At 40.0% G+C, this 26,235-nt stretch carries 28 protein-coding genes; 23 read left to right on the top strand and 5 right to left on the bottom strand.

The window, feature by feature from the left end; translation table 11 throughout:
* Nucleotides 1–25: 25 nt before the first annotated feature.
* The 13 genes from trmB to EAX61_RS09375 all read left to right on the top strand — a co-directional run bounded on the left by trmB (nt 26) and on the right by EAX61_RS09375 (nt 9,923).
* Entirely contained in the window at nt 26–700 is a 675-nt protein-coding gene (trmB, locus tag EAX61_RS09435) for a tRNA (guanosine(46)-N7)-methyltransferase TrmB (protein WP_121917443.1), read from the top strand.
* 10 nt (nt 701–710) lie between these two features.
* Nucleotides 711–1,340, top strand: coding sequence for a LysE family transporter (locus EAX61_RS09430; RefSeq protein ID WP_121917442.1), 630 nt, complete (start codon nt 711–713; stop codon nt 1,338–1,340).
* The gene (locus EAX61_RS09425) at nt 1,337–1,687 is read left to right on the top strand and encodes an MGMT family protein (RefSeq protein ID WP_121917441.1); all 351 of its coding nucleotides are present in this window, start codon (nt 1,337–1,339) and stop codon (nt 1,685–1,687) included. The genes EAX61_RS09430 and EAX61_RS09425 overlap by 4 nt, the downstream gene beginning before the upstream one ends.
* A gap of 187 nt (nt 1,688–1,874) precedes the next feature.
* Entirely contained in the window at nt 1,875–3,011 is a 1,137-nt protein-coding gene (locus EAX61_RS09420) for an Mrp/NBP35 family ATP-binding protein (RefSeq protein ID WP_121917440.1), read from the top strand.
* Nucleotides 3,012–3,014: 3 nt separating this feature from the next.
* The gene (locus tag EAX61_RS09415) at nt 3,015–3,257 is read left to right on the top strand and encodes a NifU family protein (protein WP_121917439.1); all 243 of its coding nucleotides are present in this window, start codon (nt 3,015–3,017) and stop codon (nt 3,255–3,257) included.
* 128 nt (nt 3,258–3,385) lie between these two features.
* A complete protein-coding gene (locus EAX61_RS09410; protein ID WP_121917438.1) occupies nt 3,386–4,438 on the top strand; it encodes an NAD(P)/FAD-dependent oxidoreductase in 1,053 nt (350 codons plus the stop codon).
* Between the two features lie 65 nt (nt 4,439–4,503).
* Nucleotides 4,504–4,833 (top strand): 2Fe-2S iron-sulfur cluster-binding family protein, encoded by a 330-nt coding sequence (locus EAX61_RS09405; protein WP_121917437.1) that lies wholly within the window; start codon nt 4,504–4,506, stop codon nt 4,831–4,833.
* Between the two features lie 136 nt (nt 4,834–4,969).
* On the top strand, nt 4,970–6,115 hold the full coding sequence (locus EAX61_RS09400) for a tetratricopeptide repeat protein (RefSeq protein ID WP_121917436.1): 1,146 nt from the start codon (nt 4,970–4,972) through the stop codon (nt 6,113–6,115).
* A 76-nt stretch (nt 6,116–6,191) separates the two neighbouring features.
* Nucleotides 6,192–7,382, top strand: coding sequence for a helix-turn-helix domain-containing protein (locus EAX61_RS09395; RefSeq protein WP_236642019.1), 1,191 nt, complete (start codon nt 6,192–6,194; stop codon nt 7,380–7,382).
* Between the two features lie 163 nt (nt 7,383–7,545).
* Entirely contained in the window at nt 7,546–8,034 is a 489-nt protein-coding gene (locus EAX61_RS09390; protein WP_121917435.1) for a DoxX family protein, read from the top strand.
* 4 nt (nt 8,035–8,038) lie between these two features.
* The gene (locus EAX61_RS09385; protein WP_121917434.1) at nt 8,039–8,431 is read left to right on the top strand and encodes an early set domain-containing protein; all 393 of its coding nucleotides are present in this window, start codon (nt 8,039–8,041) and stop codon (nt 8,429–8,431) included.
* 41 nt (nt 8,432–8,472) lie between these two features.
* A complete protein-coding gene (locus tag EAX61_RS09380; RefSeq protein ID WP_121917433.1) occupies nt 8,473–9,354 on the top strand; it encodes a GIN domain-containing protein in 882 nt (293 codons plus the stop codon).
* Nucleotides 9,354–9,923, top strand: coding sequence for a hypothetical protein (locus tag EAX61_RS09375; protein WP_121917432.1), 570 nt, complete (start codon nt 9,354–9,356; stop codon nt 9,921–9,923). The genes EAX61_RS09380 and EAX61_RS09375 overlap by 1 nt, the downstream gene beginning before the upstream one ends.
* Before the next feature lies 1 nt (nt 9,924).
* Here the strand turns inward: EAX61_RS09375 and EAX61_RS09370 are convergent, their stop codons facing one another.
* From EAX61_RS09370 to EAX61_RS09350, 5 genes are all read right to left on the bottom strand, one after another.
* Nucleotides 9,925–10,821 carry a metallophosphoesterase family protein gene (locus EAX61_RS09370; RefSeq protein WP_121917431.1) on the bottom strand — a complete coding sequence of 299 codons (897 nt, stop codon included), beginning with the start codon at nt 10,819–10,821 and terminating at the stop codon, nt 9,925–9,927.
* Between the two features lie 189 nt (nt 10,822–11,010).
* Entirely contained in the window at nt 11,011–12,189 is a 1,179-nt protein-coding gene (locus EAX61_RS09365; protein WP_121917430.1) for an acyl-CoA dehydrogenase family protein, read from the bottom strand.
* A gap of 59 nt (nt 12,190–12,248) precedes the next feature.
* Nucleotides 12,249–13,004 carry a tRNA1(Val) (adenine(37)-N6)-methyltransferase gene (locus tag EAX61_RS09360; protein WP_236642018.1) on the bottom strand — a complete coding sequence of 252 codons (756 nt, stop codon included), beginning with the start codon at nt 13,002–13,004 and terminating at the stop codon, nt 12,249–12,251.
* Between the two features lie 232 nt (nt 13,005–13,236).
* Nucleotides 13,237–13,761 carry a ribosome maturation factor RimM gene (gene rimM / locus EAX61_RS09355; protein WP_121917428.1) on the bottom strand — a complete coding sequence of 175 codons (525 nt, stop codon included), beginning with the start codon at nt 13,759–13,761 and terminating at the stop codon, nt 13,237–13,239.
* Nucleotides 13,762–13,858: 97 nt separating this feature from the next.
* Nucleotides 13,859–14,383, bottom strand: a complete 525-nt coding sequence (locus EAX61_RS09350; RefSeq protein ID WP_121917427.1) for a 30S ribosomal protein S16 — start codon at nt 14,381–14,383, stop codon at nt 13,859–13,861.
* A 128-nt stretch (nt 14,384–14,511) separates the two neighbouring features.
* Here EAX61_RS09350 and EAX61_RS09345 point away from each other — a divergent pair, with 128 nt between their 5' ends.
* The 10 genes from EAX61_RS09345 to EAX61_RS09300 all read left to right on the top strand — a co-directional run bounded on the left by EAX61_RS09345 (nt 14,512) and on the right by EAX61_RS09300 (nt 26,234).
* The gene (locus EAX61_RS09345) at nt 14,512–15,318 is read left to right on the top strand and encodes a DUF6252 domain-containing protein (protein ID WP_147448356.1); all 807 of its coding nucleotides are present in this window, start codon (nt 14,512–14,514) and stop codon (nt 15,316–15,318) included.
* 232 nt (nt 15,319–15,550) lie between these two features.
* Nucleotides 15,551–15,997, top strand: a complete 447-nt coding sequence (locus EAX61_RS09340; protein WP_121917425.1) for a ferritin-like domain-containing protein — start codon at nt 15,551–15,553, stop codon at nt 15,995–15,997.
* A gap of 141 nt (nt 15,998–16,138) precedes the next feature.
* On the top strand, nt 16,139–20,530 hold the full coding sequence (dnaE, locus tag EAX61_RS09335) for a DNA polymerase III subunit alpha (RefSeq protein WP_121917424.1): 4,392 nt from the start codon (nt 16,139–16,141) through the stop codon (nt 20,528–20,530).
* Between the two features lie 144 nt (nt 20,531–20,674).
* Complete coding sequence (locus tag EAX61_RS09330; protein ID WP_121917423.1) at nt 20,675–20,998, top strand: DUF6804 family protein; 324 nt, start codon at nt 20,675–20,677, stop codon at nt 20,996–20,998.
* Nucleotides 20,999–21,022: 24 nt separating this feature from the next.
* Nucleotides 21,023–21,718: a DUF6503 family protein gene (locus EAX61_RS09325; protein ID WP_121917422.1), complete on the top strand. Its 696-nt coding sequence runs from the start codon at nt 21,023–21,025 to the stop codon at nt 21,716–21,718.
* 45 nt (nt 21,719–21,763) lie between these two features.
* A complete protein-coding gene (locus EAX61_RS09320) occupies nt 21,764–22,417 on the top strand; it encodes a transglutaminase domain-containing protein (protein WP_121917421.1) in 654 nt (217 codons plus the stop codon).
* A 166-nt stretch (nt 22,418–22,583) separates the two neighbouring features.
* Entirely contained in the window at nt 22,584–23,189 is a 606-nt protein-coding gene (locus tag EAX61_RS09315; RefSeq protein ID WP_121917420.1) for a TetR/AcrR family transcriptional regulator, read from the top strand.
* Nucleotides 23,190–24,533, top strand: a complete 1,344-nt coding sequence (locus EAX61_RS09310) for a TolC family protein (RefSeq protein WP_121917419.1) — start codon at nt 23,190–23,192, stop codon at nt 24,531–24,533.
* A gap of 72 nt (nt 24,534–24,605) precedes the next feature.
* Nucleotides 24,606–24,974 (top strand): four helix bundle protein, encoded by a 369-nt coding sequence (locus EAX61_RS09305; RefSeq protein ID WP_121917418.1) that lies wholly within the window; start codon nt 24,606–24,608, stop codon nt 24,972–24,974.
* A 99-nt stretch (nt 24,975–25,073) separates the two neighbouring features.
* Nucleotides 25,074–26,234, top strand: coding sequence for an efflux RND transporter periplasmic adaptor subunit (locus EAX61_RS09300; protein WP_121917417.1), 1,161 nt, complete (start codon nt 25,074–25,076; stop codon nt 26,232–26,234).
* Nucleotide 26,235: the final 1 nt, after the last annotated feature.

The raw sequence follows: 26,235 nt of genomic DNA, 5'->3' as shown, positions 1-26,235 counted from the left end.
TTTTACCAAAATATTAAATTTAGCCGTGGGAAGTAAAAATAAGCTTAAGAGATTTAGAGAGAACGATACGTTTAAAAATGTAGTGCAACCCACAAGGGAAGAATTAGTAGATGGAAAGTTCTCATTAAAGGGAAACTGGAACCGTGATTTTTTCCATAACGATAAGCCCATTGTCCTTGAGCTGGGTTGCGGTAAAGGTGAATATTCGGTTGGACTTGCGCAGGCATACCCAGAAAAAAACTTTATAGGTATCGATATAAAAGGTGCGCGTTTTTGGCGAGGCGCAAAGACAGCTTTAGAAGAAGGGCTGGATAACGTAGGTTTTATGCGCACGCAGATAGAGTTGATTGAGTACGCTTTCGCGAAAGCGGAAATAGATGAAATCTGGATCACTTTCCCAGATCCTCAAATCAAATATAAACGCACCAAGCACAGAATGACAAATTCTGAATTTCTCAAAAGGTATAAGCACGTTTTAAAATCTGATGGAGTGGTAAATCTCAAAACAGATTCAGAGTTTATGCACGGCTACACCTTGGGGCTTTTACACGGAGAGGGACACGAGATTTTGGACGCAAATCACAATGTCTATAAGAATGAATACTCCCCTAAGGAAGTTGTAGGGATCCAGACTTTTTATGAAAAACAATACCTAGAGCAGGGAAAACCCATAACTTATATTAAATTTAGGGTTAAATAGCTGACCTTTTTTGGAAACCACCAAGCTTTTTCTTATCACATACTTTGCTGCACTAGCAGGAGTCATTCCACCTGGGCTTATTAATATGTCTGTGGCAAAAACCTGTGTGCAACAAGGAAGAAATAGTGGTCTCATAGTAGCTATAGGCGCATCTATCATTGTAATGGTCCAGGCGCTTATTGCAATTCTTCTTGCAAAGTATATTTTTGGAAACCCCTTTGTACGTAATATGTTGTTACGTACGGGGCTGGTCATATTTATTTTTATGGCCATTTTTTTCTTTATAAAAGCAAGGAAGGGAAAGGTAAAGACGGTACAAATTACAAACCACTCAGGATTGCGCAGTTTAGGGAAGGGTATGATGATGGGAGTACTTAACGTGCTACCTATACCTTATTTCTGTGCTCTTGGAGCCGCACTTAATGTAAGTGGTAAAGTAGATTATGATGTTCTCGCGATTGCAGTTTTTATAGCCGCAGCTACGGCAGGAACCTTTACGGCGTTATATGGATACGTCGCGTTTTTTGATAAAATCAGTAAGAAATCCGAAAGTTTTGCGAGATACTCTAACTACTTTATGGCTATTCTTATGGTGGTTCTCGTTATCGTTACTTTGATTAGAACTGTATACTTCGAATGAATTACGCTCCCGAAACCGAAAGTTTTTTTAAACGTGTCTATGCAGTCGTCAGGCAAATTCCTAACGGTCGAGTGACGAGTTACGGGGCCATTGCAAAGTATTTAGGAGCTGCGAGAAGCTCACGTATGGTAGGCTGGGCAATGAATGGCGCTGGAAAATATCCCGATATCCCTGCACATCGCGTGCTCAATAGAGCAGGCGTCCTCACAGGAAAACATCATTTCCCTGGAACGCATTTAATGCAACAATTATTGGAAAGTGAGGGCATAGTAGTCATAAATGATCAAGTTGCAGATTTTAAAAACTTGTTTTGGGATCCAGTCTTAGCATTGGGAATGGAAGAATAGGCGTAGATTCTTAATTACACGCTTGCGCAAAAGCAAAATGAGTTTTTGTGTTATTTGTCTAAAATTTATTCTGTTACATTCTGTCTATATACCTTATTTAAAAACTTTGCACTTCACATACTAGACCTTATCTTTGCATTTAGAATCAATCTAAGTAAGGTAGATTCGCTATTGCAGAAAAAGAATTATGAAATTGAACAAAAAAGACATCCTCGAAGCGCTAAAGACAATCACAGTTCCTGGCGCAGGAGAGAATATGGTAGATAGTGGTGCCGTGACAAACGTATTGACGTTTGGCGATGAGGTCATCGTAGATGTTACGATAAACAATCCTACACTTCAAGCCCGTAAAAAAACTGAGGTTGACATTCTCAAAACCATACACGAAAAGGTATATGAGAAAGCTCAGGTAAAAGTTAACGTTAAGGTAAATGCACCTGCAGCTCCAGAAAAGAATGAAATTAAAGGGAAGGCGATTCCCGGGATAAAAAATATAGTAGCTGTGGCCTCTGGTAAAGGAGGCGTAGGGAAGTCTACAGTAACGGCAAATCTTGCTGTCACACTTGCAAAAATGGGCTTTAAAGTTGGCGTGTTGGACGCAGATATCTACGGACCGTCTATGCCTATTATGTTTGATGTTGCTAGCGAGCGTCCACTTTCGGTAACGATAGATGGTAAGTCTAAGATGAAACCTGTCGAAAGCTACGGAGTAAAAGTGCTCTCTATAGGATTTTTTACAAAGCCAGACCAGGCAGTTATCTGGCGTGGCCCTATGGCCGCCAAAGCATTAAATCAAATGATTTTTGATGCGGCTTGGGGAGAATTAGATTTCTTATTACTGGATTTACCTCCAGGAACGGGAGATATTCATTTGAGTATTATGCAAGCGCTACCTATCACGGGTGCGGTTGTAGTAAGCACACCTCAGGCAATTGCGCTAGCAGATGCAAAGAAGGGTGTCGCTATGTTCCAGCAAGACAGTATTAACGTTCCTGTCTTGGGAATCATTGAGAATATGGCATACTTCACACCAGCAGAACTTCCAGAGAACAAGTATTATATTTTTGGTAGGGAAGGAGCAAAGAACCTTGCCGAAGATCTGGATGTGCGTATGTTAGGGGAGATACCCCTTATTCAGAGTATACGAGAAGCGGGAGATGTGGGAAGACCGGCGGCCTTGCAGGCAGATGGACCACTTATCAATGTGATGGACGAAATTACGCGCAACGTGGTAGAAGAAACGGTGCGTCGCAATACAGATTTGCCACCCACAGAAGCAATAAAGATCACTACAATGGCAGGTTGTGCTGCGGTAAAAAATTAGAAAATGACAGATCAGGAATTAAACCAAAAGGTGGAAGACGCACTCGATGAGATTCGTCCATTTCTTCAGAGTGATGGAGGTGATATTTCCTTGCTAGGTATAGATGACGGAAAGGTCGTGCGAGTGCAACTAGAAGGTGCTTGCGTGGGTTGTTCGGTAAATCAGATGACGCTTAAAAGTGGTGTTGAGATGACGATTAAGAAGTATGCTCCGCAAATTGATGAAGTTATTAATGTGGTTGCATAGTGTTGTTTTTGAGGAGCACGCTTTCGCGAAAGCGTAACTAGCAATTTAATTCTAGAGTTCCAAGTTTAAAAGTTTTGTTTACGACAACGTGAGCAATAAAAAAATTGCCGCCTTTGCGGAAATTGAATATGATAAAGACAGATATTCTTATAATTGGTGCGGGTCCTACGGGGCTTTTTGCCGTTTTTGAAGCAGGATTATTAAAGCTTAAGTGTCACTTGATAGATGCCTTGCCGCAACCAGGGGGGCAGTGTGCAGAAATATATCCCAAAAAGCCTATCTACGATATTCCGGCTTTTCCTGAAGTGTTAGCGGGAGACTTAGTAGATAATCTTATGAAGCAAATTGAGCCGTTCCAACCGGGTTTTACGCTAGGCGAACGTGCCGAGACTATAGAAAAACAAGAAGATGGTTCCTTTATCGTGACAACAAGCAAAGGTACAAGACATCACGCTCCCATTGTGGCTATCGCAGGAGGCTTAGGCAGTTTTGAACCTCGTAAACCGCCTATTACAAATCTTTCAGACTTTGAGGATAAAGGTGTAGAGTACATCATACGTAATCCAGAATTATATCGAGATAAGAAAGTCGTTATTGCAGGAGGAGGAGATAGCGCATTGGATTGGAGCATATTCCTGACAGATATTGCCAGCCAGGTAACACTGGTGCACAGACGCAACGAGTTTAGAGGAGCTTTAGATAGTGTGGATAAAGTTCAAGAACTCAAAAATCAGGGTAAAATCAAACTTATAACTCCAGGTGAGGTAATAGATATTGTGGGCGAAGAAAAAGTAGAAGGCGTAAGCATCAAACAAGGTGCAGATGTCTACAATTTAGAATGCGATCATTTCATTCCGCTTTTTGGTCTGGCGCCTAAATTAGGTCCCATCGCAGACTGGGGCTTAGAAATAGAGAAAAATGCAATCAAGGTAGATAACAGTCTCGATTATCAAACCAATATCCCAGGCATCTATGCTATAGGCGATGTAAATACATATCCTGGAAAACTAAAACTCATTCTTTGTGGTTTCCACGAGGCAACATTAATGTGTCAGAGTGCGTATCAACGTATTTTTCCAGACAAGCGTTATGTAATGAAGTATACAACTGTAGGTGGCGTCACCGGCTTTGATGGTTCTAAAAAAGAGGCACCAAAGGCAGTTGTAAAAGCTATTGATTAATTTTGATAAGTAGCTGAAACCAAGAATATACTTTTAACAATTCATAAATTAACCTCTAACCTCATTTGTCCGATATAAAAATACATATTACAGATCGAGATGGCATCACTCACGAAGTAGATGCTCCTACAGATATGAATATGAACCTTATGGAAATCGTGCGTTCTTATGAACTCGCGCCAGAAGGGACTATTGGTGTTTGTGGCGGTATGGCAATGTGTGCTTCCTGCCAATGTTATGTGGAGTCCGACCACGAGTTGCCAGAAATGGGTGATGATGAGGAGGCAATGCTGGCTGAGGCTTTCTATGTGGAGGATAATAGTCGCTTAGGTTGCCAGATTCATCTCGCTCCAGAGATGGAAGGATTAAAAGTTACCCTCGCTCCAGAGGAATAATGGCAATATTAAAGTCCTAATAGGATGTTCTAAATTTTGGCTTTGAATAAGTAAATACTGTCTTTTTAAATAGTCAACCTTCTTGTTGCTAGTTTGTTAGAAACAAGCTATCTTGCGACCCCCTAAATAGTTAAAAATGCCCCCAATTAAATCTAGCCTATTTATGATAGGCTTACTTCTCGTTTCTAACATTGCTCTATGTCAAAATTCAAAAATTGACAGTCTCAGACTACTTTTAAAAGAGAATCATCCTCCTAAACGACAAGTGAATATATATGCGACTATTTCTGAGGAATTTTATGATTCTCAGGTTTACTATGATAGCTCCTACTTCTACAATGAGAAGGCGATGACCTTGGCTAAGGAGCACAATATCACTAAAGAAATCGCCAGATCTTATTTTAATTTTGGAATGATACAAGACGTGCTTGGAGATTATGGTGGCGCACTTGAAAATTATCTGGAGGCGCAGTCATTATTTTACATCTTGGATGATCCTGTTAATTTAAGTGTAGTGAATAGTAGTATTGCTGCGATGTATTTCAATAAGAAGCAATACAATGAGGCTATTGATTATTATCAGAAGGCTATTAAAATATCAATTGCCCAGAATGATACGATAGGTATGATTATAGATTATCTCAATGTAGGTGAATCGGAGTATAAGTTAGATAAGTATCTAGATTCTAAAGTTCACCTTGAGTACGCCTTAGAGCTAATGAAGGAAAAAGGCGTGCAATTCTCAGCTGGAAACATTTACTACGGGAATACATTATTGGCTTTAGACAGTATCACCGCTGCCGAAAAGCAGGGAAAACTAGGACTTAAAGGTGCTCAAGAAGAAAAAAATATTAAAAATATCTCAGAGGCCTCTGAGTTGCTGTATAAAATAAATGTGGTCAGAGAAAATTATGCCTTGGCAATCAATCACTATGAGCGCTTTGTTGTTTATAAGGACAGCCTCAATGCGGCAAGAGAACTTAATAATAAAGAAAAACTTAAGCTCAATTTTGATCTATCCAGAAAAGAAAAAGAGCTTACATATTTATCTGAAAAAGCGAAGTATCTTAACATTATTTATATTCTTGTAGGTGTAGGTTTTGTTCTAATCATATTTCTTATCTCCCGACAACTTAAGATGATGCGTATGACTAAAAATATGCACGATATTCAAACGAGATTAGTGACTAAAGAGTTAGAGGAGAGGGAGCTGCGTAAAAAGGCCTCAACTTCTATATCTAGTTTTCGTATGACTAGAGCACAAGATAAAGAAATGACTTAATCCACGCATCTAGGATATTTTAGGCTATCATCAGTAACTTTTTCATTCTAGTATCTGTTTTGAGTACATTTGAGTAATGATATTTTCTTTACTCATAGAATTTCCTAATTTTAATATCTATAGCACTCCGCTTCTCGTCTTAGTGCTTCAAGGTTTAATATTTGCATTTCTATTACTTCATAAGTATAGGAAAGAGAAAAGTATTTCTTACCTCTTGCTAGCCGTTATTCTCTTTATAGTTTGCTATCACCGCACAACCTATACCATAGGTTTTATGGACTGGTACGATACCTTTCGCAATACAAAGATTAATTATTATTTGATTAGCCTGAGTCTGTTTTTTGTGCCCTTCATTTATTTCTACGTGCGCAGCATCACAATATCTGACTTTCGCTTTAAACGCAAGGATATTTTGCACTTCATTCCAGGGGTTGTATACGTTTTTATAAAACTATTTATCCTTATTTATGATGCTAGTTTGCCTGGTTTTGCCAGTACTCAAAATGGCTATCTCGTGGAGAATTTTCAATGGAAGTATCTTGACCCTTTTGTAACTGCTTTTACCTACATTCAGGAAGTAGTTTACTTAGTGCTTACCTTTCAATTGTATTACGCTTACCGTAAAAATATCCAACAGTATTTTTCTAATGCCTATGATTTAGAACTTAATTGGATACGTAATTTCTTATTCATTTATACGGCTCTTTTTGTCTATGGGTTACTACAAACTATAGTTGATGTTGCTATAACAGATCTAAGCTGGACACAGCGCTGGTGGCTGCAATTTCTTAATGCACTAGCGATCATTTACATAGGTGTAAAAGGCTATTTTACAAATACTGACAAGTTGCTTGGTCTTAGTTTTGACGGTAGTCTGAATTTCAATACCTCAAGGTCTCAATTAGTCCAGGACGACAATAGCCCACAAATGAGGGAAAAAGTAGAGAGTGTCACAAGTTTTATGGAGGCAGAAAAACCCTATCTAGATGCAGAAATAAATCTTATTACGCTTTCGCGAAAGCTTAACCTTTCTCGTGCAGAACTTTCTGAAATCATTAACTCAGGATTGGGTAAAAACTTCAATGACTTTGTAAATGGATATCGAGTAGAAGCGGTAAAACAAATGCTCGCCGAAGGAAAACAGGAGCAACTCTCGTTGCTAGGTATTGCATTAAACTGTGGTTTTAACAGTAAAGCCACTTTTAATCGTGTGTTTAAGAAGCTTACACATCTCTCTCCATCAGAATATGCTCGTACACATTCTTAGTCGCTGTTTTCATTGGTTTTACGCCAATTAGTTTTTTTTAAAAGAGAACTGCTTAGACTACTTTAGGACGGCTCAAATCGTATTTGAGACGACTCGCGACACCTTGGGTCGTGAGACTTGTTGTTGTTTGCCACATTTGTCCTGTCAAATCAAAATAACAACAATGAAAAAGTTTCTCTCTATTTTAATCACACCAGTTTTACAAAACCACTGGTTTGCAGATCTTACTTTTGCAAGTGTCCGTTTTATATGTGGGATGCTGCTATCTCTAGAATTTGGCTCTGGGAAATTCGGGATGCCGTGGACACCAGAAAGTCAAAATCTCCCACTTTTTGAAGTATCAGCCTGGTTTCCAGAAGACGTAGCAGCTTACGGTGGCATCTTTGCTGTTATGCCTGTATTTTTTGCGTGGATGGGTGCTTTTAGCGAGGCAGTGGGCGGAATCTTATTTGCCCTAGGTCTTAAAACACGTATTACTGCATTCTTAATTGTCTGTACAATGCTTGTTGCCATTTTTCTTCAAAAATGGAATCAAGGTACTTGGGCAATACTTCCAGCAATGAGCTTTCTATGGGTTGCTATTTTTCACCTATATCTAGGGTCTGGGCGATTTGGACTAGATTACTTACTATCAAAAAAACTTAAATCTTAAAACAATGAAACGTATTAAAAAACTATCCTCTTTTGCCATTTTACTTCTTTTATGTGCGAGTTGCGTACAGAAACAGCATATGAAAATAGTCACTTTTAGAATAGATATGACTGCGGTTATGCCTCTAGGAAACGTTGGACTAAAAGGTCAATTTACAAGCCCATCTTGGGAACAGGAAATACCACTTACAGATGATGATAAGGATGGTGTTTATGAAGTTACCATAAGTAAGGAAACTGCTCAGAACACAGCCGAATTCAAATTTATACATAACGGAGAATATGAATTAGAAAATCAGAAGAATAGACAAATTCAAATGAAGTATGAACCAGAAACCGTAATCTATGAAGCGGTGTTTAACGACCCAAATGGGATCCAGACAAATAAATTAAAATAAAAGTATCCACTGTCACATAAACGAACTTAAAACAGAATATTATGAAATATATTACCGTATTACTAGTGTTTGTCGGGATGACTTCACTTGCTCAAGTTAAAGGAAATAAAGAAATTACAACCACGACTATAGATACAAAAGGATTAGTCGCTATCGAAATGGGGCTGTATGCAAATGTCACTATAGATCAACGTGCATCTAACCAAATGGTGATTACTACAGATAGTAACCTTCAAGAGCTCATCGATAAAGAGATTGTTGATGGAGTACTTAAACTTACACAGTTAGAATGGATACAGCCCTCGGCGCGCATAAAAATTACAATAGGTGCTAGCAATCTTGAGCGACTACAAGTGGGGGTGAACGAGACCGTACTACTCAAAAATATAAATAAAAATACTATTGATTTAATGGCAATCAATGGTAAAATAATAGTTTCAGGAAAAGCCTTTAGTGTAGGAATAAGTGCAGAAAATGGAACCGTAGATGCATCAAAATTGGAGGTGGAACAGGCGACTGTAAATATTTGGGGTAATGGAAAGGCCATTGTAAACGCTACGGATCTTGTAGAAAGTAAACTAGATAAAGATGCTCGTCTTGAACTCGTACGAGAACCCGCAAAGATCAATGGAGATACAAATACCTTGAGCGGTGATGCTAAGAGCACCTTTGCAAAAGCAAGATACATCAATATTAAAATTAAGAATAACTCTTTTAACCGTAATCATTTTTCAGTAAAAGGGCCTAAGCAAGATAGAAGTTATTTTGTTTACGGTTTTCCTATGATGCCTGGGGCTTCAAAAAAGGAGCGTTGGACCGTAGGAACGAAGATTTATAAGGTTAATTCAATAGGTCTTAAAAAACATCTACTGACCATTACTGCTGCAGATGAAGGTAAAACTATTAAATTATTTAAGGACTAATGAAATTATTACAGCGTTTAAAAAACTTAGGGAAGAAAGGTAATACAAACCTTATTGTAGCAGGCAGTGCCCTTTTTATAAGTGCTTGTGCACTACTCATATCAGTACAGGAGATGCGTATAATGCGCACACAGCAAAAAGCGTCTATGTATCCATACCTTACGGTCGGCATGTCATATAATAGTGAAGGTTTTGGCTATATACTTAAAAATAGCGGTAATGGTCTGGCTAAAATTGATTCTTATAAAGTGGCAAATGACACATTGTATTTTAGAGACTGGTTTGATGTCTTGCAAACGGTGATGCCAGAAGCACAAGGGATTGACTATAGTATTATAAATACAGCAGGAAATATAAGAAGGCAAATGATTACCCCAGGGGAGGAAGTAAATCTTATATTTCTCAAATGGACCACAGAAACTCGAATACTTGAAAAGCGCGTTCGAGACTTGAAGATTGTGATTTGTTACGCGTCACTTTTAGATGAGCACTGGATGATAGAAGATGGTTTGCCTATAGATCTTGATACTTCGTGTACAATAACAATGGAGGAAGAGTTTGGGTTTTAATCTAGGTAGTTTTATATTCAATTAATGGTCTAGGGCCTTCTAACAAAACTCTTACTACTTGTAAATACCCGTCATCACTAGTGGAAATTTGCCATTTGACAAGGCTTATGGCGCCATTCTCTATTTCTAGGCCAGTAATGCTACGAGGGTGAACACAGCTTCCATCATTAAAAAAAGCAATTTCGCCTGGCTCCGGAAATCTAGGTCTGTGCGTGTGCCCTATGATGGTAATTATATTATTGTTATCTGTAATCCATTTCTTCACACGCCGTTCAACTTTAATGAGTTCTTTATAATTTTTTGCAGGACTCGTTGGGTCAGAAATACCAAAGATTTGCAAAGGGTGCCACAAGGCGCGTACAAGAAAACGGTTAAAGCGCCACCCGTGATAATTCATCCAGTCAGCCTGATGACCGTGACATAAAAAAAGCTCTTGACCCGTATCGCAATGTTTAAGAATTACAGCTTCGTGATATTCGAGATTCTTAAAAAGCACTTCTTCCCGTCCATCCTTAGGATCAAAATAGGTAGAAAGCTGTTTCTGAACAAATGCGGGATCGCGATATACCATATCGTGATTGCCCCACATTAAATGCAATCTGTCTTCAAAATGGAATTTTTGAAGCAACGCATACACATTCTTATGCGCCATAAGTATACTCTCAAACGATCGGTTCTCCCAGAGTTCGTCGCCATCACCTAATTCGCAATAGGTAAACCCCTCCTTGTAATAATGCTTCAGCGCGTGAAAGTAAATATTGTCATTGCGGGCAAAATCATCGGCAAAGCTTTTATCGCCGCGATGGCAGTCAGAAAAGAAAACGAATTTATCGGAATCGCTAAAGTTTACCACCTTAGCTTCTCTATATGCTCGATCTAATCGTTGCTTAGAATTCATATATAAATATCTGCAAAAAAAGCGAGACCCTTGAAACGACTTAAAATATTGTTAGTTACGCTTTCGCGAAAGCGGAATAACAATCAAAAATTTGTATCCAGAAAAACGCGAGTTGCCGTGCTACTTTTTTGATAATAAAAATGGCTCCATCGGGAAGAGGGAGCCATTTACCGTACTATTTACACAAGACTACTTAAAAGCGTTCTCTCCAGTAATATCAAGTCCCGTAATAAGTAAGTGTATATCGTGAGTACCCTCGTAGGTAATAACACTTTCTAAGTTCATCATATGACGCATAATGCTGTACTCGCCAGTGATTCCCATTCCTCCTAGAATTTGACGCGCCTCACGGGCAATCTTTATTGCCATATCGACATTGTTACGCTTTGCCATAGAGATTTGTGCAGAAGTTGCACGATCTTCATTTTTGAGTTGCCCTAAGCGTAAAGCTAGTAGTTGTGCCTTGGTGATTTCTGTAATCATTTCGGCGAGTTTCTTTTGTTGTAGCTGGAAAGCGGCGATAGGCTTCCCAAACTGGATACGCTCCTTTGCATAACGTAATGCAGTATCATAACAATCCATCGCAGCGCCTATGGCTCCCCAGGCAATCCCAAAACGTGCGCTATCTAAGCATCCTAAAGGTGCACCAAGGCCAGATTTGTTAGGTAATAAATTTTCTTTGGGAACTTTTACATCTTGGAATATCAATTCTCCTGTAGCACTAGCTCTTAAAGACCATTTATTGTGCGTTTCCGGAGTAGAGAAACCTTCCATCCCGCGCTCTACAATTAGTCCGTGTATGCGACCTTCTTCATTTTTTGCCCATACCACAGCCACATCACAAAACGGGCTATTTGATATCCAAAGTTTTGCACCGTTTAATAGGTAGTGATCGCCTTTGTCCTTAAAGTTAGTCACCATTCCGCCAGGATTAGATCCGTGATCAGGCTCCGTAAGACCAAATGATCCCATAAACTCACCAGAGGCAAGCTTAGGTAAAAACTTCTTGCGTTGCTCCTCACTTCCGTATTTCCAGATAGGATACATGACTAGCGAGGATTGCACAGATGCTGTAGATCGTACTCCAGAATCCCCACGTTCTATTTCTTGCATAATCAGACCGTAAGAAATTTGATCCAGTCCGGCGCCACCATATTCTTCCGGAATATATGGGCCAAAGGCTCCAATCTCTGCCAGTCCTGGTATGATGGATTTAGGGAACTCTGCTTTTTGAGCAGCATCTTCTATAATGGGTGACACATCACGCTTTACCCAAGCGCGAGCAGTATCACGTATTAGTTTATGTTCTTCAGTAAGTAAGTCGTCTAGATTATAATAATCTGGAGCTTCAAAAAGATCTGGTTTCATCGTAGTTTTTTTAGTACTGTAAAGGTAACGAAAACGTTTTCTTCGTCATAAAATTCGCACTACATTTTAAGGTAGAAGTCTTTAACCAGAGCGATATAGTCTTCAGTATAATTGTGGCGGGATTTTTCGATAATGAGTTCGCTTATTTTTATTGCGCTTTCGCGAAAATCGCCACTTTTATCGTCCACCACACTCAGGTCATTCTCCCCATCAAAAAACCGAAACTCCATCAAACTTCGTTTTACTGCCGAAGAAGTAGTTCCCCTCACTCGTGTGATCCGGCTAGGGTGTAAGTTTACTTGATCACATAAAGCGATAAAACTTTCTTCACGGTCGTAAGGTAAAATAACATTAAACTGTCCGCCAGGAGCTAGGAGTTTTGCCACCGCACCCACTAATAAGTCAAATGGCATTGCGTCCTCAAATCTCGCGTTCTCCCGCGCCTCTTCAGAAGCACCATCTAATTGAGAGCGCAAGCGAAGCAATCTCTTGGAGTCATCACTAAGTTGCTCGTCAAAAAACGGCGGATTACAAACAATCAGATCATACTCGTCATCAATCTCAGTAGCAAATTCATATAGATGTGCGTGATAGCAAAATAGTCTATCTCCCCAAGGACTATTCTCAAAATTGCCAGCAGCCTGCTCAAAGGCATTGTCATCCAGTTCCAGCCCGTCGATGGTTTGAGCATCACTATGCTGTGCTAGCATAAGTGCAATAACTCCTGTTCCTGTTCCTATATCGAGAATAGAATTTGGGTGGTCGCTTAAGTTTGTCCAAGCGCCCAGCAATACCCCGTCAGTACCGATTTTCATCGCGCAGCGATCTTGCGCTACAGAGAATTGTTTGAATTGAAATGGTTTGCTAGACATTAATTACTAGGAAATTAAAAAAAAGATTGGATGTGTAAAAAACGTAAAATTTCTTTCGCGAAAGCGTAAACAGCAAGTTTGAGATTTATTTTTTTCGACTACCGACTACCGACTACCGACTACCGACTACCGACTACCGACTACCGACTACCGACTACCGACTACCGACTACCGACTAGAGATAAAGCTCAATTAGTCCTTCAGGCACCTCTAGATGTATTTCCTTCTTATCTCGATCTACTTTTTTAATAAAGTCATCTATCATTGGGATAAGTACTTGGCTTCCGTTGCGGTCTATTTCAAAAATGGCCTGTGCGGTAGTGTCATTTACACTAGTAATTTCTCCTATTGCGCCAAAGTTTGCGTCTACAGCGGTAAAACCAATTATCTCGTGAAAATAAAATTTATCTCCCGTAAGCTCAGGAAGCATCGTGAGCGGCAGGTATAAATCTGCTCCTATGAGGTCGTCTGCATCTTCTTCAGTATCTACATCCTCAAATTTAAAACGCAATAATGCTGACTTGTGTAGCTGGGAAGATTCTAGGAAAAAGGGAACAAGATTGGGTCCATATTCTACAAAAACAGAATCTAGATTTATGTAAGTTTCTGGTTCGTCAGTTTCCAATTTTGCCAGTAATTCGCCCTTAAAACTGTATTTGCGTACGATCTTTCCTAAATAAAAACAATCCTCCTTTTTCATTGTGTATTCGGTTTAAAAAGAAGACGTCTCAATTTATAAAAATTGAGACGTTTCTGATAACATTTTCGCGAAAGCGTAAATATATACTTTTGGAATTTTACTCTTCTGAGTCTCCTGCTGGAGTCTCAGCGTCTGCACCTGGTGCATCCTCAGCATCTGCCACAACTTCTGGCTCAGGCTGGTTTGCAGCGATACGAGCTTCATTTGTTGCTTTTTCTGCTGCAAGAGCATCTGCTTTTGCTTTTTCTTCTGCTTTAGAAAGATCACCTTTCTTAGACGCTACTTTGTTTGCTTTTTCTTCTAACCAAGCGTTGAATTTTTCTTCTGCTTGCTCCTCAGTAAGCGCTCCCTTGCGAACCCCTCCTGCAAGGTGGTTCTTAAGCATTGCTCCTTTGTAAGATAAAAGACGTTTTGCAGTTTCTGTAGGCTGCGCTCCATTTTGTAACCATGTCACAGACCCGTCTACATCTAGCTCGATAGTAGCTGGGTTTGTGTTAGGATTGTAAACACCTAATTTCTCTAGAAATTTACCATCTCTTTTTGCGCGAGCGTCTGCTGCTACGATCCAGTAAAAAGGTTTTCCTTTCTTACCGTGTCTTTGTAATCTAATTTTAACTGGCATAATGTTAAATTTGTGGGGTACCCGACCCCTGTTTTTAATTAAGAGTGCAAAGATAATACAATTTAGTACGTTCCAATACGTTATTTAGTTTTTTACAGTACATTTGTCCCTTACCTATTTATGTTACTATGAAACAATTACTACTATTGCCCATTGTGGCACTTATGCTACTTGCCTCTTGTAGCTCTGAAATAGAAGATAATACACCGGCAATGCAAGCTAGAGTGAATGACTCATTGTTTTTTAAGGCAACAGATGTTCGGGCTTTATTCACAGATGACGGTGACTTACTCATACGTGGAATTACAGACTTAGAGACTCTTACCTTACTCATGAGAGAAACTACAGGGGCCCAGGGTTTTGGTGAATGTTGTACTAATGTTGCGGCCTTTGAAAATTCTGACGGTAGAGTATTTTCAACCTCTCCAAACGGTTCTGGATTGACTCGATTATCAATAAATAATAATACGGTATCAGGAACATTTAATTTAACTACCTTTTCTGGTGTTCTAGGTACTAGGGTTTTTAGCGAAGGTGTTTTATATGAAGTACCCATTGCAGGTCCAGTGGTAGATGATCCTAATGACCCAGATGCGGTTGAAGATAGTTTTTCCGCACGTGTTAATACAGTCATTTTTAATCCAACTGTTACCGCAGCCGCAGTTTCTGGTGGAAATCTTTCGCTGGTTGGAGAATCATCTAATGCATCTATTAGGCTTGTTTTTCCCTCTAATACGGGTGCGGGAATGTATGAATTTGCATCTACCGGTGCATTTGTAGGTGTTTACCGCGTGATGGATACAGATTATCCATCTCAATCTGGAACTTTAAATATCATTTCGAATGATACAGAGAACAGCGTAATTATGGGTGAGTTTAGTTTTGAAACAGGAGACTTTTCTGTGACTGAAGGTAGATTTACATTGAACTATTAATGGATACCACTTGCGCGATTCATCCTGAGCTTGTCTCGCGGAAAGCGGAAACAATAACAGAAGCACTCCTACTCGGGGTGCTTTTTTAGTTAATGGTTTTAAGAGACTTAACACGGCTTTAGGTTAATTAAAGCTAATATTTCGTCGATTAGGTTAAACCTAGTTAAACAACTCGTTTGCAGGTCTATGTGAATGTATCTTTAGGGTATTATTAACCAAAACATCACATATTATGAGTTATACAGAAAAAGTATCAAATAGATTAAATGACTTACTAACTAAGAATTATGATGCTGAAGCTGGCTATAAACAAGCAGCTGAAAAAGTATCTAACCCTAAGTTAAAAAATTTCTTTAATCAAAGAGCAAAGGAGCGCTACGATTTCGGACACGAGTTAAAATCTGAGATTAAGAGTTTTGGTCAAGAGCCAGAAAAAGGAACAAGTTTTACTGGAGACGCACACAGAACTTGGATTGATATTAAAACGGCATTCTCTTCAGATAAGGATGAGGCTGTTTTAGAAGAAGCAATACGAGGGGAAAAAGCGGCTGTGGCCGAATACAACGAAGTATTATCTGAAACTAGTTTACCACCGTCTACGGCAAATCTTATTACAAAAGAGCGTGACAGTGTTCAGAATGCGTTAAATAATGTAAAATCATTAGAAGAGTGGGCATAAGTCCTATTTTTTAAAACGAATTAGAAAATCCAGCCAAATTGGTTGGTTTTTTTTTGTGCATAAAACTTGATAAGTCATAACTTATTAAAGACCCAAAAACCTGTAGTTTTTAGTAATTTTCCTTTCTTGCACGACACGCCTATGTACCTCATTTTTGACACCGAAACTACTGGACTTCCCAAGAATTGGAATGCCCCATTAACTGACTCTGACAACTGGCCTCGCTGTATACAGATTGCCTGGCAGTTGCACGATGCCATGGGGAATGTAATCGAGCATCAGGACTATCTTGTAAAGCCAGACGGTTTTGATATTCCCTATGATGCAGAGCGTATTCACGGTATCTCTACTGCACTGGCAGAGAAGGAGGGAGTCTCCTTGTCAGAAGTGCTAGAAAAATTCAACATTGCACTTTCAAAGTCTAAGTTTGTGGTCGGGCAAAATGTAGGTTTTGACTTAAACATTATGGGTGCCGAGTTCCATAGGCTTAGTATAGGGAATAACCTACAGGAAATGCCTGTACTAGATACCTGTACAGAAAAAACGGCAACACTCTGCCAGATTCCAGGAGGTCGTGGAGGGAAGTTTAAACTGCCCACGCTTACAGAATTGCACAAACACCTTTTTGGTGAAGGTTTTGGAGAGGCGCATAACGCCACGGCAGATGTTGAGGCGACAACACGTTGTTTCTTAGAGCTTGTTCGCCAGCGAGTTTTTACAAAGGAAGAGCTGGATGTACAGCCAGATTATTTTGAGAATTTTTCTGAGGCAAATCCGCAACCTATTGAGTTTATAGGGCTTAAGCATATTAATCTCAAAAAGGCTTCGCAGAAAATAGCCAAGTCACTTGCAGCTCAAGATGAAACTCCAGAAATTTCAAAAGCTGAGATCCAAGAGAATAAAGAGCAACTCTCGGAGGTTAAATTTGCACACCTGCACAACCATTCCCAATTCTCCATCCTCCAGTCTACCGCTAGCGTTCAGGATATTGTAAAGGCTGCAGCATCTCATAAAATGCCAGCCGTTGCGATGACAGATATGGCAAATATGATGGGCGCTTTTCATTTTACAAAGGCGGTAAAAAGTCATAACGCTTTCGCGAAAGCGGAAAACGCAAAACTCGCCGAAGCAGGAGAAGCCGAAGAGCACGTACCTATGAAGGCCATCATAGGCTGTGAGTTCAACGTCTGTAATGACCATACGAACAAGAGCCAAAAGGACAACGGTTATCAAATAGTGATCCTCGCCAAAAATAAAAACGGCTACCAGAACCTCTGTAAAATGGCATCCATTGCCTACACAGAAGGATTTTATTACGTCCCTAGAATAGACAGAGCGGTGGTCGAAAAATATAAGGAAGATCTCATTGTACTCACGGGAAACCTTTACGGAGAAGTACCCAGTAAAATCTTAAACGTAGGAGAAAATCAAGCCGAGGAGGCACTCATTTGGTGGAAAGAACAGTTTGGCGATGATTTGTACGTCGAGTTGATGCGACACGGTCAAGAAGATGAGGACAGGGTAATGCCGGTGCTTATTACGCTTTCGCGAAAGCATAATATTAAACTCATCGCTACAAATAATACCTTTTACATAGACAAGTCAGATGCAGATGCGCACGATGTACTACTTTGTGTGAAAGATGGAGAAAAAGTTGCTACGCCTAAAGGACGAGGTCGAGGCTATCGTTATGGCTTGCCTAATGATGAATATTACTTCAAGAGCGCTGAGGAAATGAAAACCCTCTTTGCAGATGTGCCGGAGGCAATTCTCAATGTGCAAGAAGTAATTGATAAAGTAGAATCCTACGAACTCGCGAGGGATGTACTGCTACCAGCTTTTGATATTCCACAAGAATTTGTGTCTCCAGAAGATGCCGTACATGGCGGAAAACGGGGAGAAAACGCCTACCTAAGACACCTTGTATATGAAGGAGCAAAAAAACGTTATGGCGAAGAATTATCTCAAGAAGTCACAGAGCGTCTGGACTTTGAGCTGGATGTAATTGAGAAAACAGGGTATCCCGGCTATTTCTTGATTGTCGAAGATTTTATACGAGAGGCTCGAAATATGGATGTATCTGTAGGTCCTGGACGTGGGTCTGCAGCGGGGTCTGTGGCAGCATACTGTTTATGGATTACAAATATCGACCCGCTCAAGTATGACTTGCTTTTTGAGAGATTCTTAAATCCGGATCGTGTGAGTATGCCCGATATTGATATTGACTTTGATGATGAAGGGCGTAGTCGTGTGATGGATTATGTAATCGAAAAGTATGGTGCAAATCAGGTTGCTCAGATCATTACCTACGGTACGATGGCGGCTAAGTCATCCATTAGAGATACTTCACGAGCCCTAGATTTATCACTGGGTGATGCAGATAGAATAGCAAAACTCATCCCGACGATGAGTAAGCTCAGAAAGATTTTTGGCAAGACAGATGCAGAGTTGCGCAGCGCTTTTAGGTCAGATGATTTACCTAAAGTTCAGGAGCTGATAACTCTTGAACAAGCAGACAATCTGGAAGGTCAAATGTTGCGCCAGGCGCGCCAGTTAGAAGGTTCTGTACGTAATACGGGGATACACGCCTGTGGAGTGATAATCACACCTAGTGATATTACGAACTATGTTCCAGTAGCACTGGCAAAGGATTCTGATTTATATGTCACGCAGTTTGATAACTCCGTGGTAGAAGAGGCGGGTCTCTTAAAAATGGACTTTTTGGGTCTTAAGACCCTTACATTGATTAAGGATACCGTAAAACTTGTAAAGTACAGACACGATATAGATCTGGATCCAGAGAATTTTCCACTAGATGATGAGAAAACATACGAGTTATTCCAGCGCGGAGATACAGTAGGGATATTTCAATATGAATCGCCAGGAATGCAGAAACATATGCAGTCTCTTAAGCCTACGGTTTTTGAAGATCTTATTGCAATGAACGCGCTATACCGTCCAGGACCTATGGAATATATTCCATCATTCGTTCGCAGGAAACACGGTGAAGAGGAAATCGAGTATGACCTTCCTGCAATGGAAGAGTATCTCAAGGAAACTTACGGAATCACAGTGTACCAAGAGCAAGTAATGCTCCTGTCACAAAAGCTCGCCGACTTTACTAAAGGTGAGGCAGATGTCCTGCGTAAGGCGATGGGTAAAAAACAGATTGCCGTTCTGGATAAAATGAAGCCTAAGTTTATTGAGCAGGCTTCCGCCAAAGGTCACGATGCAGAAAAACTAGAGAAAATCTGGAAGGATTGGGAAGCTTTTGCAGCATATGCATTTAATAAATCGCACTCCACTTGTTATGCGTGGATTGCGTATCAAACCGCATATTTAAAAGCACATTATCCTGCAGAATATCTTGCAGCTGTCCTCTCAAATAATATGAACGACATCAAGCAGGTAACGTTCTTTATGGAAGAAGCAAAACGTATGGGTCTTGAAGTATTGGGTCCTGACGTAAATGAATCTTTTAGAAAGTTTACAGTAAATGAAAACGGCGCTATCCGCTTTGGGATGGGAGCTGTAAAAGGTGTCGGAACTGGAGCAGTTGCTACAATTGTTGAAAATAGGAAAGATGCAAAGTACAAATCTGTTTTTGACTTTGCGAGAAGAGTTGATTTAAGAGCTGCAAACAAGAAGGCCTTTGAGAGCCTTGCACTAGCTGGAGGTTTTGATGAACTTGAGGGGAGCGAGCATAGAGCGCAGTTTCTCAACCACGACGGTGACGGGATTACCTTTTTAGAAAAGGCAGTAAAATATGGAGCTCGTTTTCAAGAAAATGAAAATAGTGCGCAGGTGAGCCTTTTTGGGGAATCGAGCGAAGTGCAAATTCCCGAGCCAGAAGTACCGCCTTGCGAGGAATGGGGTACTATGGAAAAACTACGCCGAGAAAAAGAAGTCGTGGGAGTTTATATCTCTGGTCATCCGCTGGATGATTTTAAGACCGAGATGAAAACCTTTTGCAATGCGACGGTGGCTCATTTTAATCAGATGGAAGCTTTTGTAAATAGGGAGCTCACCTTTGGCGGTGTTATAACAGATGTGCAACACCGTGTTTCAAAAAATGGAAAGGGCTGGGCTCTTTTTACGGTAGAGGATTTTACAGATACATTTGAGTTTAGAATGTTTGGCGAGGAATATTTAAAAAACCGTCACTTCCTTATTCCAAACAGCTTTATTCACGCAAAAGTGTTCATAAAAGACGGTTACACAAACAGGGAAACCGGTCGCAAGAGTGACCCAAGGACGCAGTTTAACAGCATCGAGTTGTTACAGGATGTGATGGAGAAGCACGCAAAAAAGTTGACCATAAACATAGACATAAATGAACTTGCCGAGGAAAGAGTGGAGGAAATTAAAAATATCCTAGAACTACATAAAGGCGACGGAAAACTCCATTTTCAAGTATTTGAGCCTACTGAGAAACTATACGTGAGAATGCCTAGTAAACGTCAGAAGGTAAATATCTGTCAAGAATTACTGGATGCACTAGAAGTGAGTAATGTCCATTTTAAGTTGAATTAGAAAGCCCAAAATCACGAACTTCCCGAGTGGAACTTAAAAATATAGGCTGAAAAAACTTATCCCTTACGGAAACCCGTAAGGGATTTTTTATTTAGAGCAGTAGGTTTGATTTTAGCACTTATAGGAAAGAATTAAAATCAACTTATGAAACCCAAAATAGCTCCAATTTTAAAAGTCATTTTAGCAATAGCATTGCTCCTTTGTCTACTAGATATGCCCTATGGATACTATCAGCTCGTGCGATATATCGCATTTATGGTTTTTGTTGTTTTAGCATTTGATAGTAATGAGTCGGGTTATAAAAGGATGGCTTTGATTTATGTTTTGCTAGCAATAACGTTTCAACCCTTTGTGAAGCTCTCTTTGGGAAGATTTATCTGGAATGCTGTAGATGTTGGCGTTGCCACTTTCTTACTCGTAAGTCTATTTGTAAATCCTAAAAACGAAAAACCATCTGACCGTTTTTAAGTATCTTTTGCTCAAAATATAAAGATGCGACTTACAATCTTATGCTTATTTATTGTGCTTACTACAAGCGCTCAAAACTTTACTGGCGCTGAGCTCTTAGAAAAAGCAATTGCTTATCACGACCCTTATGGAACTTGGGATACCTTTAAGGGAGAGTTTCTAATCAATATGGAAATGCCAGGAAAGCCTGACCGAGAAAGCATCATAACTATTGATTTGCCTAATCAGTACTTTAATCTTAGTACGAATCAAGGTGGCAAAACCAGCTTTCGCGAAATAACAGGCAACTCCTGTCGCTTCTCAAATGAAGATGAAACGATTACCGAAACAACGGTGGCAGCTAGTGAATGTGAGCTTACAGTAATGTTCAAAAATTACTATACATATTTGTACGGTTTACCTATGAAGTTGAAAGATCCTGGGACAAACATAAACTCGGAAGTTCAAAAAGTAACTTTTAAAGGAAAAGAATATTTGAAGTTACGCGCGACGTATGATGAAGCGGTGGGTTCTGACATTTGGCAATTTTATTTCAATCCTGAAACCTATGCGATGGAAGTGTATCAATTCTTTAAAGGTACTGATGAGAAAACGGGAGAGTATATTTTACTTACAGATGAGGTTGTCATAAACCAAATAAAATTTCCAAAGGACCGCGCTTGGTACTACAATAAAGACAATGGATATCTCGCAACAGATAAGCTTGTAATTAAAGAGTAATTAAGAACATTCAATATTCTTTCCATTCTACCGTTTCTAGTTAGGATGCGTAAACAACTCTTATTTTTACTTTTTGCTTTCGGACTACTTTTAGGGAGCACACAGCAACTTGTAGCCCAGCGCTCTAGAGTGATCATTAATCATTTGCCAAAGGAAAAAAAGACTTCAAGTCTAAAGACTTTGGCAAACCAGATTACCAGAAATACAACTACTGACACTCAGAAATCTCGAGCCATTTTTACGTGGATTGCCACAAACATCGATTATGACAGCGATCTACGATACAACCCAAAATTGCAAGAGGAGTATTTCAGGTCAAAAGACAAATTGATAAAGAAAGCCCTCGAGCGCAAGAAAACAGTTTGTGCGGGGTATGCTTATCTATTCCAAGCACTATGTCGGGAGGTTGGCATAGAAGCTTCGGTTATCGACGGATTTACAAAAAAGACCGTTCCTTCTAATACCGTCAGAAATCAGGTACACCATACCTGGAACGCTGTTAAGCTCAACGGCAACTGGGAACTGCTGGATATCACCTGGGCGACAAGTTTTGGTAAAAACGGGATGCCAGATACCTTCTGGTACCGTACGCGTCCACAGGATTTTATCCTCACACATTACCCTAAGGATGTTGCCTGGACGTTGCTTAAAAATCCTATTTCCTTCCGCCGTTTCGAAGGTGTTCTGGCAACTAATTAAATAGCCCCTTTTTTTGAATATTTGTACGCTCCTGCCTGCCGGCAGGCAGGTTCGCGAAAGCGTAATCCGCAACAACCCGAATCTTCCTAAAAGTTAAAAAATTGTGAAAACTACGGAAACTTTTATCGTTTTTAAAGTTTCCATACTACATTTGTGCTCGAATTTTATGAAAGAGACCATTTTACATACGGCTACAGAACTGTTTTTAAATCAAGGATTTAAGAGCATTACAATGGACGATATTGCCCGTGAGATGGGGATGTCTAAAAAGACTATTTACACCTATTACAACAACAAAGAAGCGGTAGTAGAAGCTAGTGCTGCTCATTTGTTCACATCTATTTGCGGAGGTATCGACGCTATTTGCGCCAAAAAGAATAACCCAATTGAGGAATTGTACGATATTAAACGATACGTACTTGAACACCTTAAGGGAGAGCAAACTTCGCCTATGTATCAACTCCAGAAATATTATCCTAAAATCCACCAGACGATGCGCAGGGGCCAGTATGACTATATGCAAACCTGTGTGACTGACAATCTAGAGCGAGGAATTGAGCAGGGACTTTTTATAAATGACATCAACGTTCAGTTTGTTTCTCGTATTTACTTTACGGGAATGACGGGAATAAAGGATGCTTCTATTTTTCCGCAGTCAGAATTTCAGCCTAAGGATTTATATGATATGTACTTAGAATACCACATACGAGGCATTGTTACCCCAAAAGGAAGAAAAATACTCAACCAACTTATCCAATCAAACCACGAATAAATGAAGCATTTCATTATACTTATACTTGTTTTGGTTTCCGCTTTCGCGAAAGCGCAAACCCCAAAAACCTTTACCCTAGAGGAAGCCGTGACCTACGCGCTGGACAGTAATTATACTGCCATAAACGCAAGAAGGGATATTGCAAAAGCAATCAAACAGAAATGGGAAACCACCGCCACGGGACTACCACAAATCAATGGAACTTTAGATTATAATTATCAGATTGTACAGCCCACACAATTAATTCCAGCGGAGTTTACCGGAGGTCCTCCGGGAACTTTTGTACCTGTAGTTTTTGGGACAAAGCACAATGCTACGGCTGTTGCTACCTTGAGTCAGCTCATTTTTGATGGTTCTTATCTTGTAGGTTTGCAGGCGGCCAAAACATTTCTGGAATTCTCTGAAAACGCAAATGAAAAGACCCAACTTGAAGTGCGCAAAGGCGTTATAAATGCTTATGGTAGCGTTTTACTTACCCAAGAAAGCATCAAAATTTTAGATAGTAACATCAACACGCTCAAAGAAAACCTGAGAGAAACCAGAGCTATTTTTGAAAACGGTTTTGCTGAGGAGGAGGATGTGGAGCAACTTCAAATCACGCTCTCATCCTTAGAAAATCAGCGCAATAATACCGTGCGTATGGAGCAGATTGCAAAACAGATGTTCAATCTAGCCCTGGGACTGGACATAAACACCCCCGTGACGCTCGTACAACAACTGGATGACCTTGCAACCCCTGCCTTAGGATTGCTCAATGATTCTGTAAATATGGAGCAAAATGTGGATTTTAAAATTGCCACAAACCTTACAGAGCAACGTGAGCTAGAATTAAAACTTGAAAAAAGTAAGGCTTTACCAAGTCTAGCAGGATTTATAAATGTAGGAACGTTTGCGGGACGTAATGAGTTTAACTTTTTTGACACGCAAGAACGATGGTTTGCACAGTCCATTACTGGTTTTACGCTCAATGTGCCTATTTTCAGTTCTGGTATGAGAAATGCCAGAACAGCTAAGGCAAAAATTGCCTTAGATCAATCTCTTACGCAACAAAAGGAGACAGAGCAACAGATTTTATTAGGTTACGCATCTGCAAAAAGTGACCACGAGCTCGCTATAGACAATTATAATACCGCTCAGAAAAACTTATCACTTGCTGAGCGTATAGAAAACAAGAATCAAATAAAATTTAAAGAAGGATTAAGTACAAGTTTTGACCTACGTCAAGCTCAAACTCAATTATACACAGTTCAACAGGAGTTAATCCAATCGATGCTTCAGATTATAACGACCAAGGCCGAGCTTGAAACTATTCTCAATACGCCGGATTTAAGGGAAAAAAGGTAAATAGTTTAGCCGTTGAAGTGTTTATGAGTTTAGGAGTTTAGGAGAGCCCGCAAATCTTAAAACATTAAGAATATGAAGATTTTTAGTTTTGAAAAGTTGAATGTTTGGCAAAAGTCGAGGAAGCTTTCCATTAAAATTTATAAAAGTACGGCTCAGTTTCCCGCTGAAGAAAAGTTTGGGCTTACGAGTCAGATGCGCAGATGTTCTATTTCAATATCTTCAAATATTGCTGAGGGTACTGGAAGACATTCTCCTAAGGACAAAGCCCGTTTTACTGAAATAGCCTATGGTTCGGCTTTAGAGTTGCTCAATCAGGCTATTATCTCAAATGATTTGGAATTTTTAAGTTTAGAAAACTATAAAGAAATAAGACGGGAGATTACAGAAACAACAGCGATGCTGGACGGTCTGTATAAATCACAAATAGGAAGTCACCTCTAAACTTCTAAACGTATAAACTCTTAAACTATATAAACGAACTAATCAACAACAATAGCAAATGCGGAACGAGATTTCCGCCTTCGCCGAAATTAAATAGATATGAAAAAATACATAACCCTTGCCATCATCCTAGTCACTCTCGCATCTTGCGGTGAAAAACCTGTAGATGTGGACGCCCTTGTGGCTTCTGGAGATATAGAAGCGATAAAAGCGGAACGTGAAAAGCTTCAAAATGAAATCACTCAGCAACAATCTAAAATGAATAAATTAGACAAAGCGCTGGACAAACAGGCAGTAAAGAAAGGTGGTCCATTGGTTTCTACGATGAAAGTAAAGGATACGCTCTTTAATCACTTTCTTGAGATTCAAGGAAACGTAGAAACGAGTCAGAATGTTATTGTTTCGGCAGAGTATGGAGGGGTAATCACTAGAGCCTTTGTAAAGGAAGGCGATCAAGTGCGGAAGGGACAGATTCTCGCCCGGATAGACGACGGAGGACTGAGTAGTCAACTGGCACAGTTGGAGGTGCAATCTCAATTAGCCAAAACTACTTTCGAGCGTCAGCAACGTCTTTGGGACCAGAAAATAGGTTCGGAAATGCAGTACCTTAATGCTAAAGCAAATTATGAAGGTTCCGTCACGGCTGTAAATCAGCTCAAGGCACAGCTGGGGAAAACGACGGTAAATGCGCCGTTCTCGGGAAAAATAGACCAGGTGATTACGGAGCAGGGGAGCGCCGTGATGCCGGGGACACAGTTGTTTAGACTGGTAAACCTTTCGGATATGTACATAAAGGCATCTGTGCCAGAGAGTTATTTATCTACGGTGAGAGAAGGAAAAACGGTAAAAGTGGATTTCCCTGTGCTTAACAAATCAGTAGATGCAAAGGTGAGAGAAACCAGCAGTTTTATAAATCCGACCAACAGGACATTTACCATCGAGGTAGACGTGCCTAATAAAGATGGTGAGATAAAGCCCAATCTCACAGCCCAGCTCAAAATAAACGATTACACTAGTGAGAACGCGATTTTGGTTCCACTTAGTGTGATTTCTGAAAACGCAGAGGGTGACCAATATGTGTATACCGCTTTCGCGAAAGCGGACAACGAAAAAATAGCAAAACGTGTTATCGTACAGACAGGGAGGGCACAAGGCGATATGGTCGAAATTCTAGAAGGCCTCAAAGTAGGCGATGAAATCATCGTGGAAGGCGCAAGAAGTGTGCAAAACGAACAGAATATCAGAATCTTAAATAACTAGA

The organism is Dokdonia sinensis (assembly GCF_003688895.1).
Taxonomy (GTDB): domain Bacteria; phylum Bacteroidota; class Bacteroidia; order Flavobacteriales; family Flavobacteriaceae; genus Dokdonia; species Dokdonia sinensis.
Note: the sequence above shows the minus strand (reverse complement) of the source record. Positions and strands in the feature narration are given on the sequence as shown.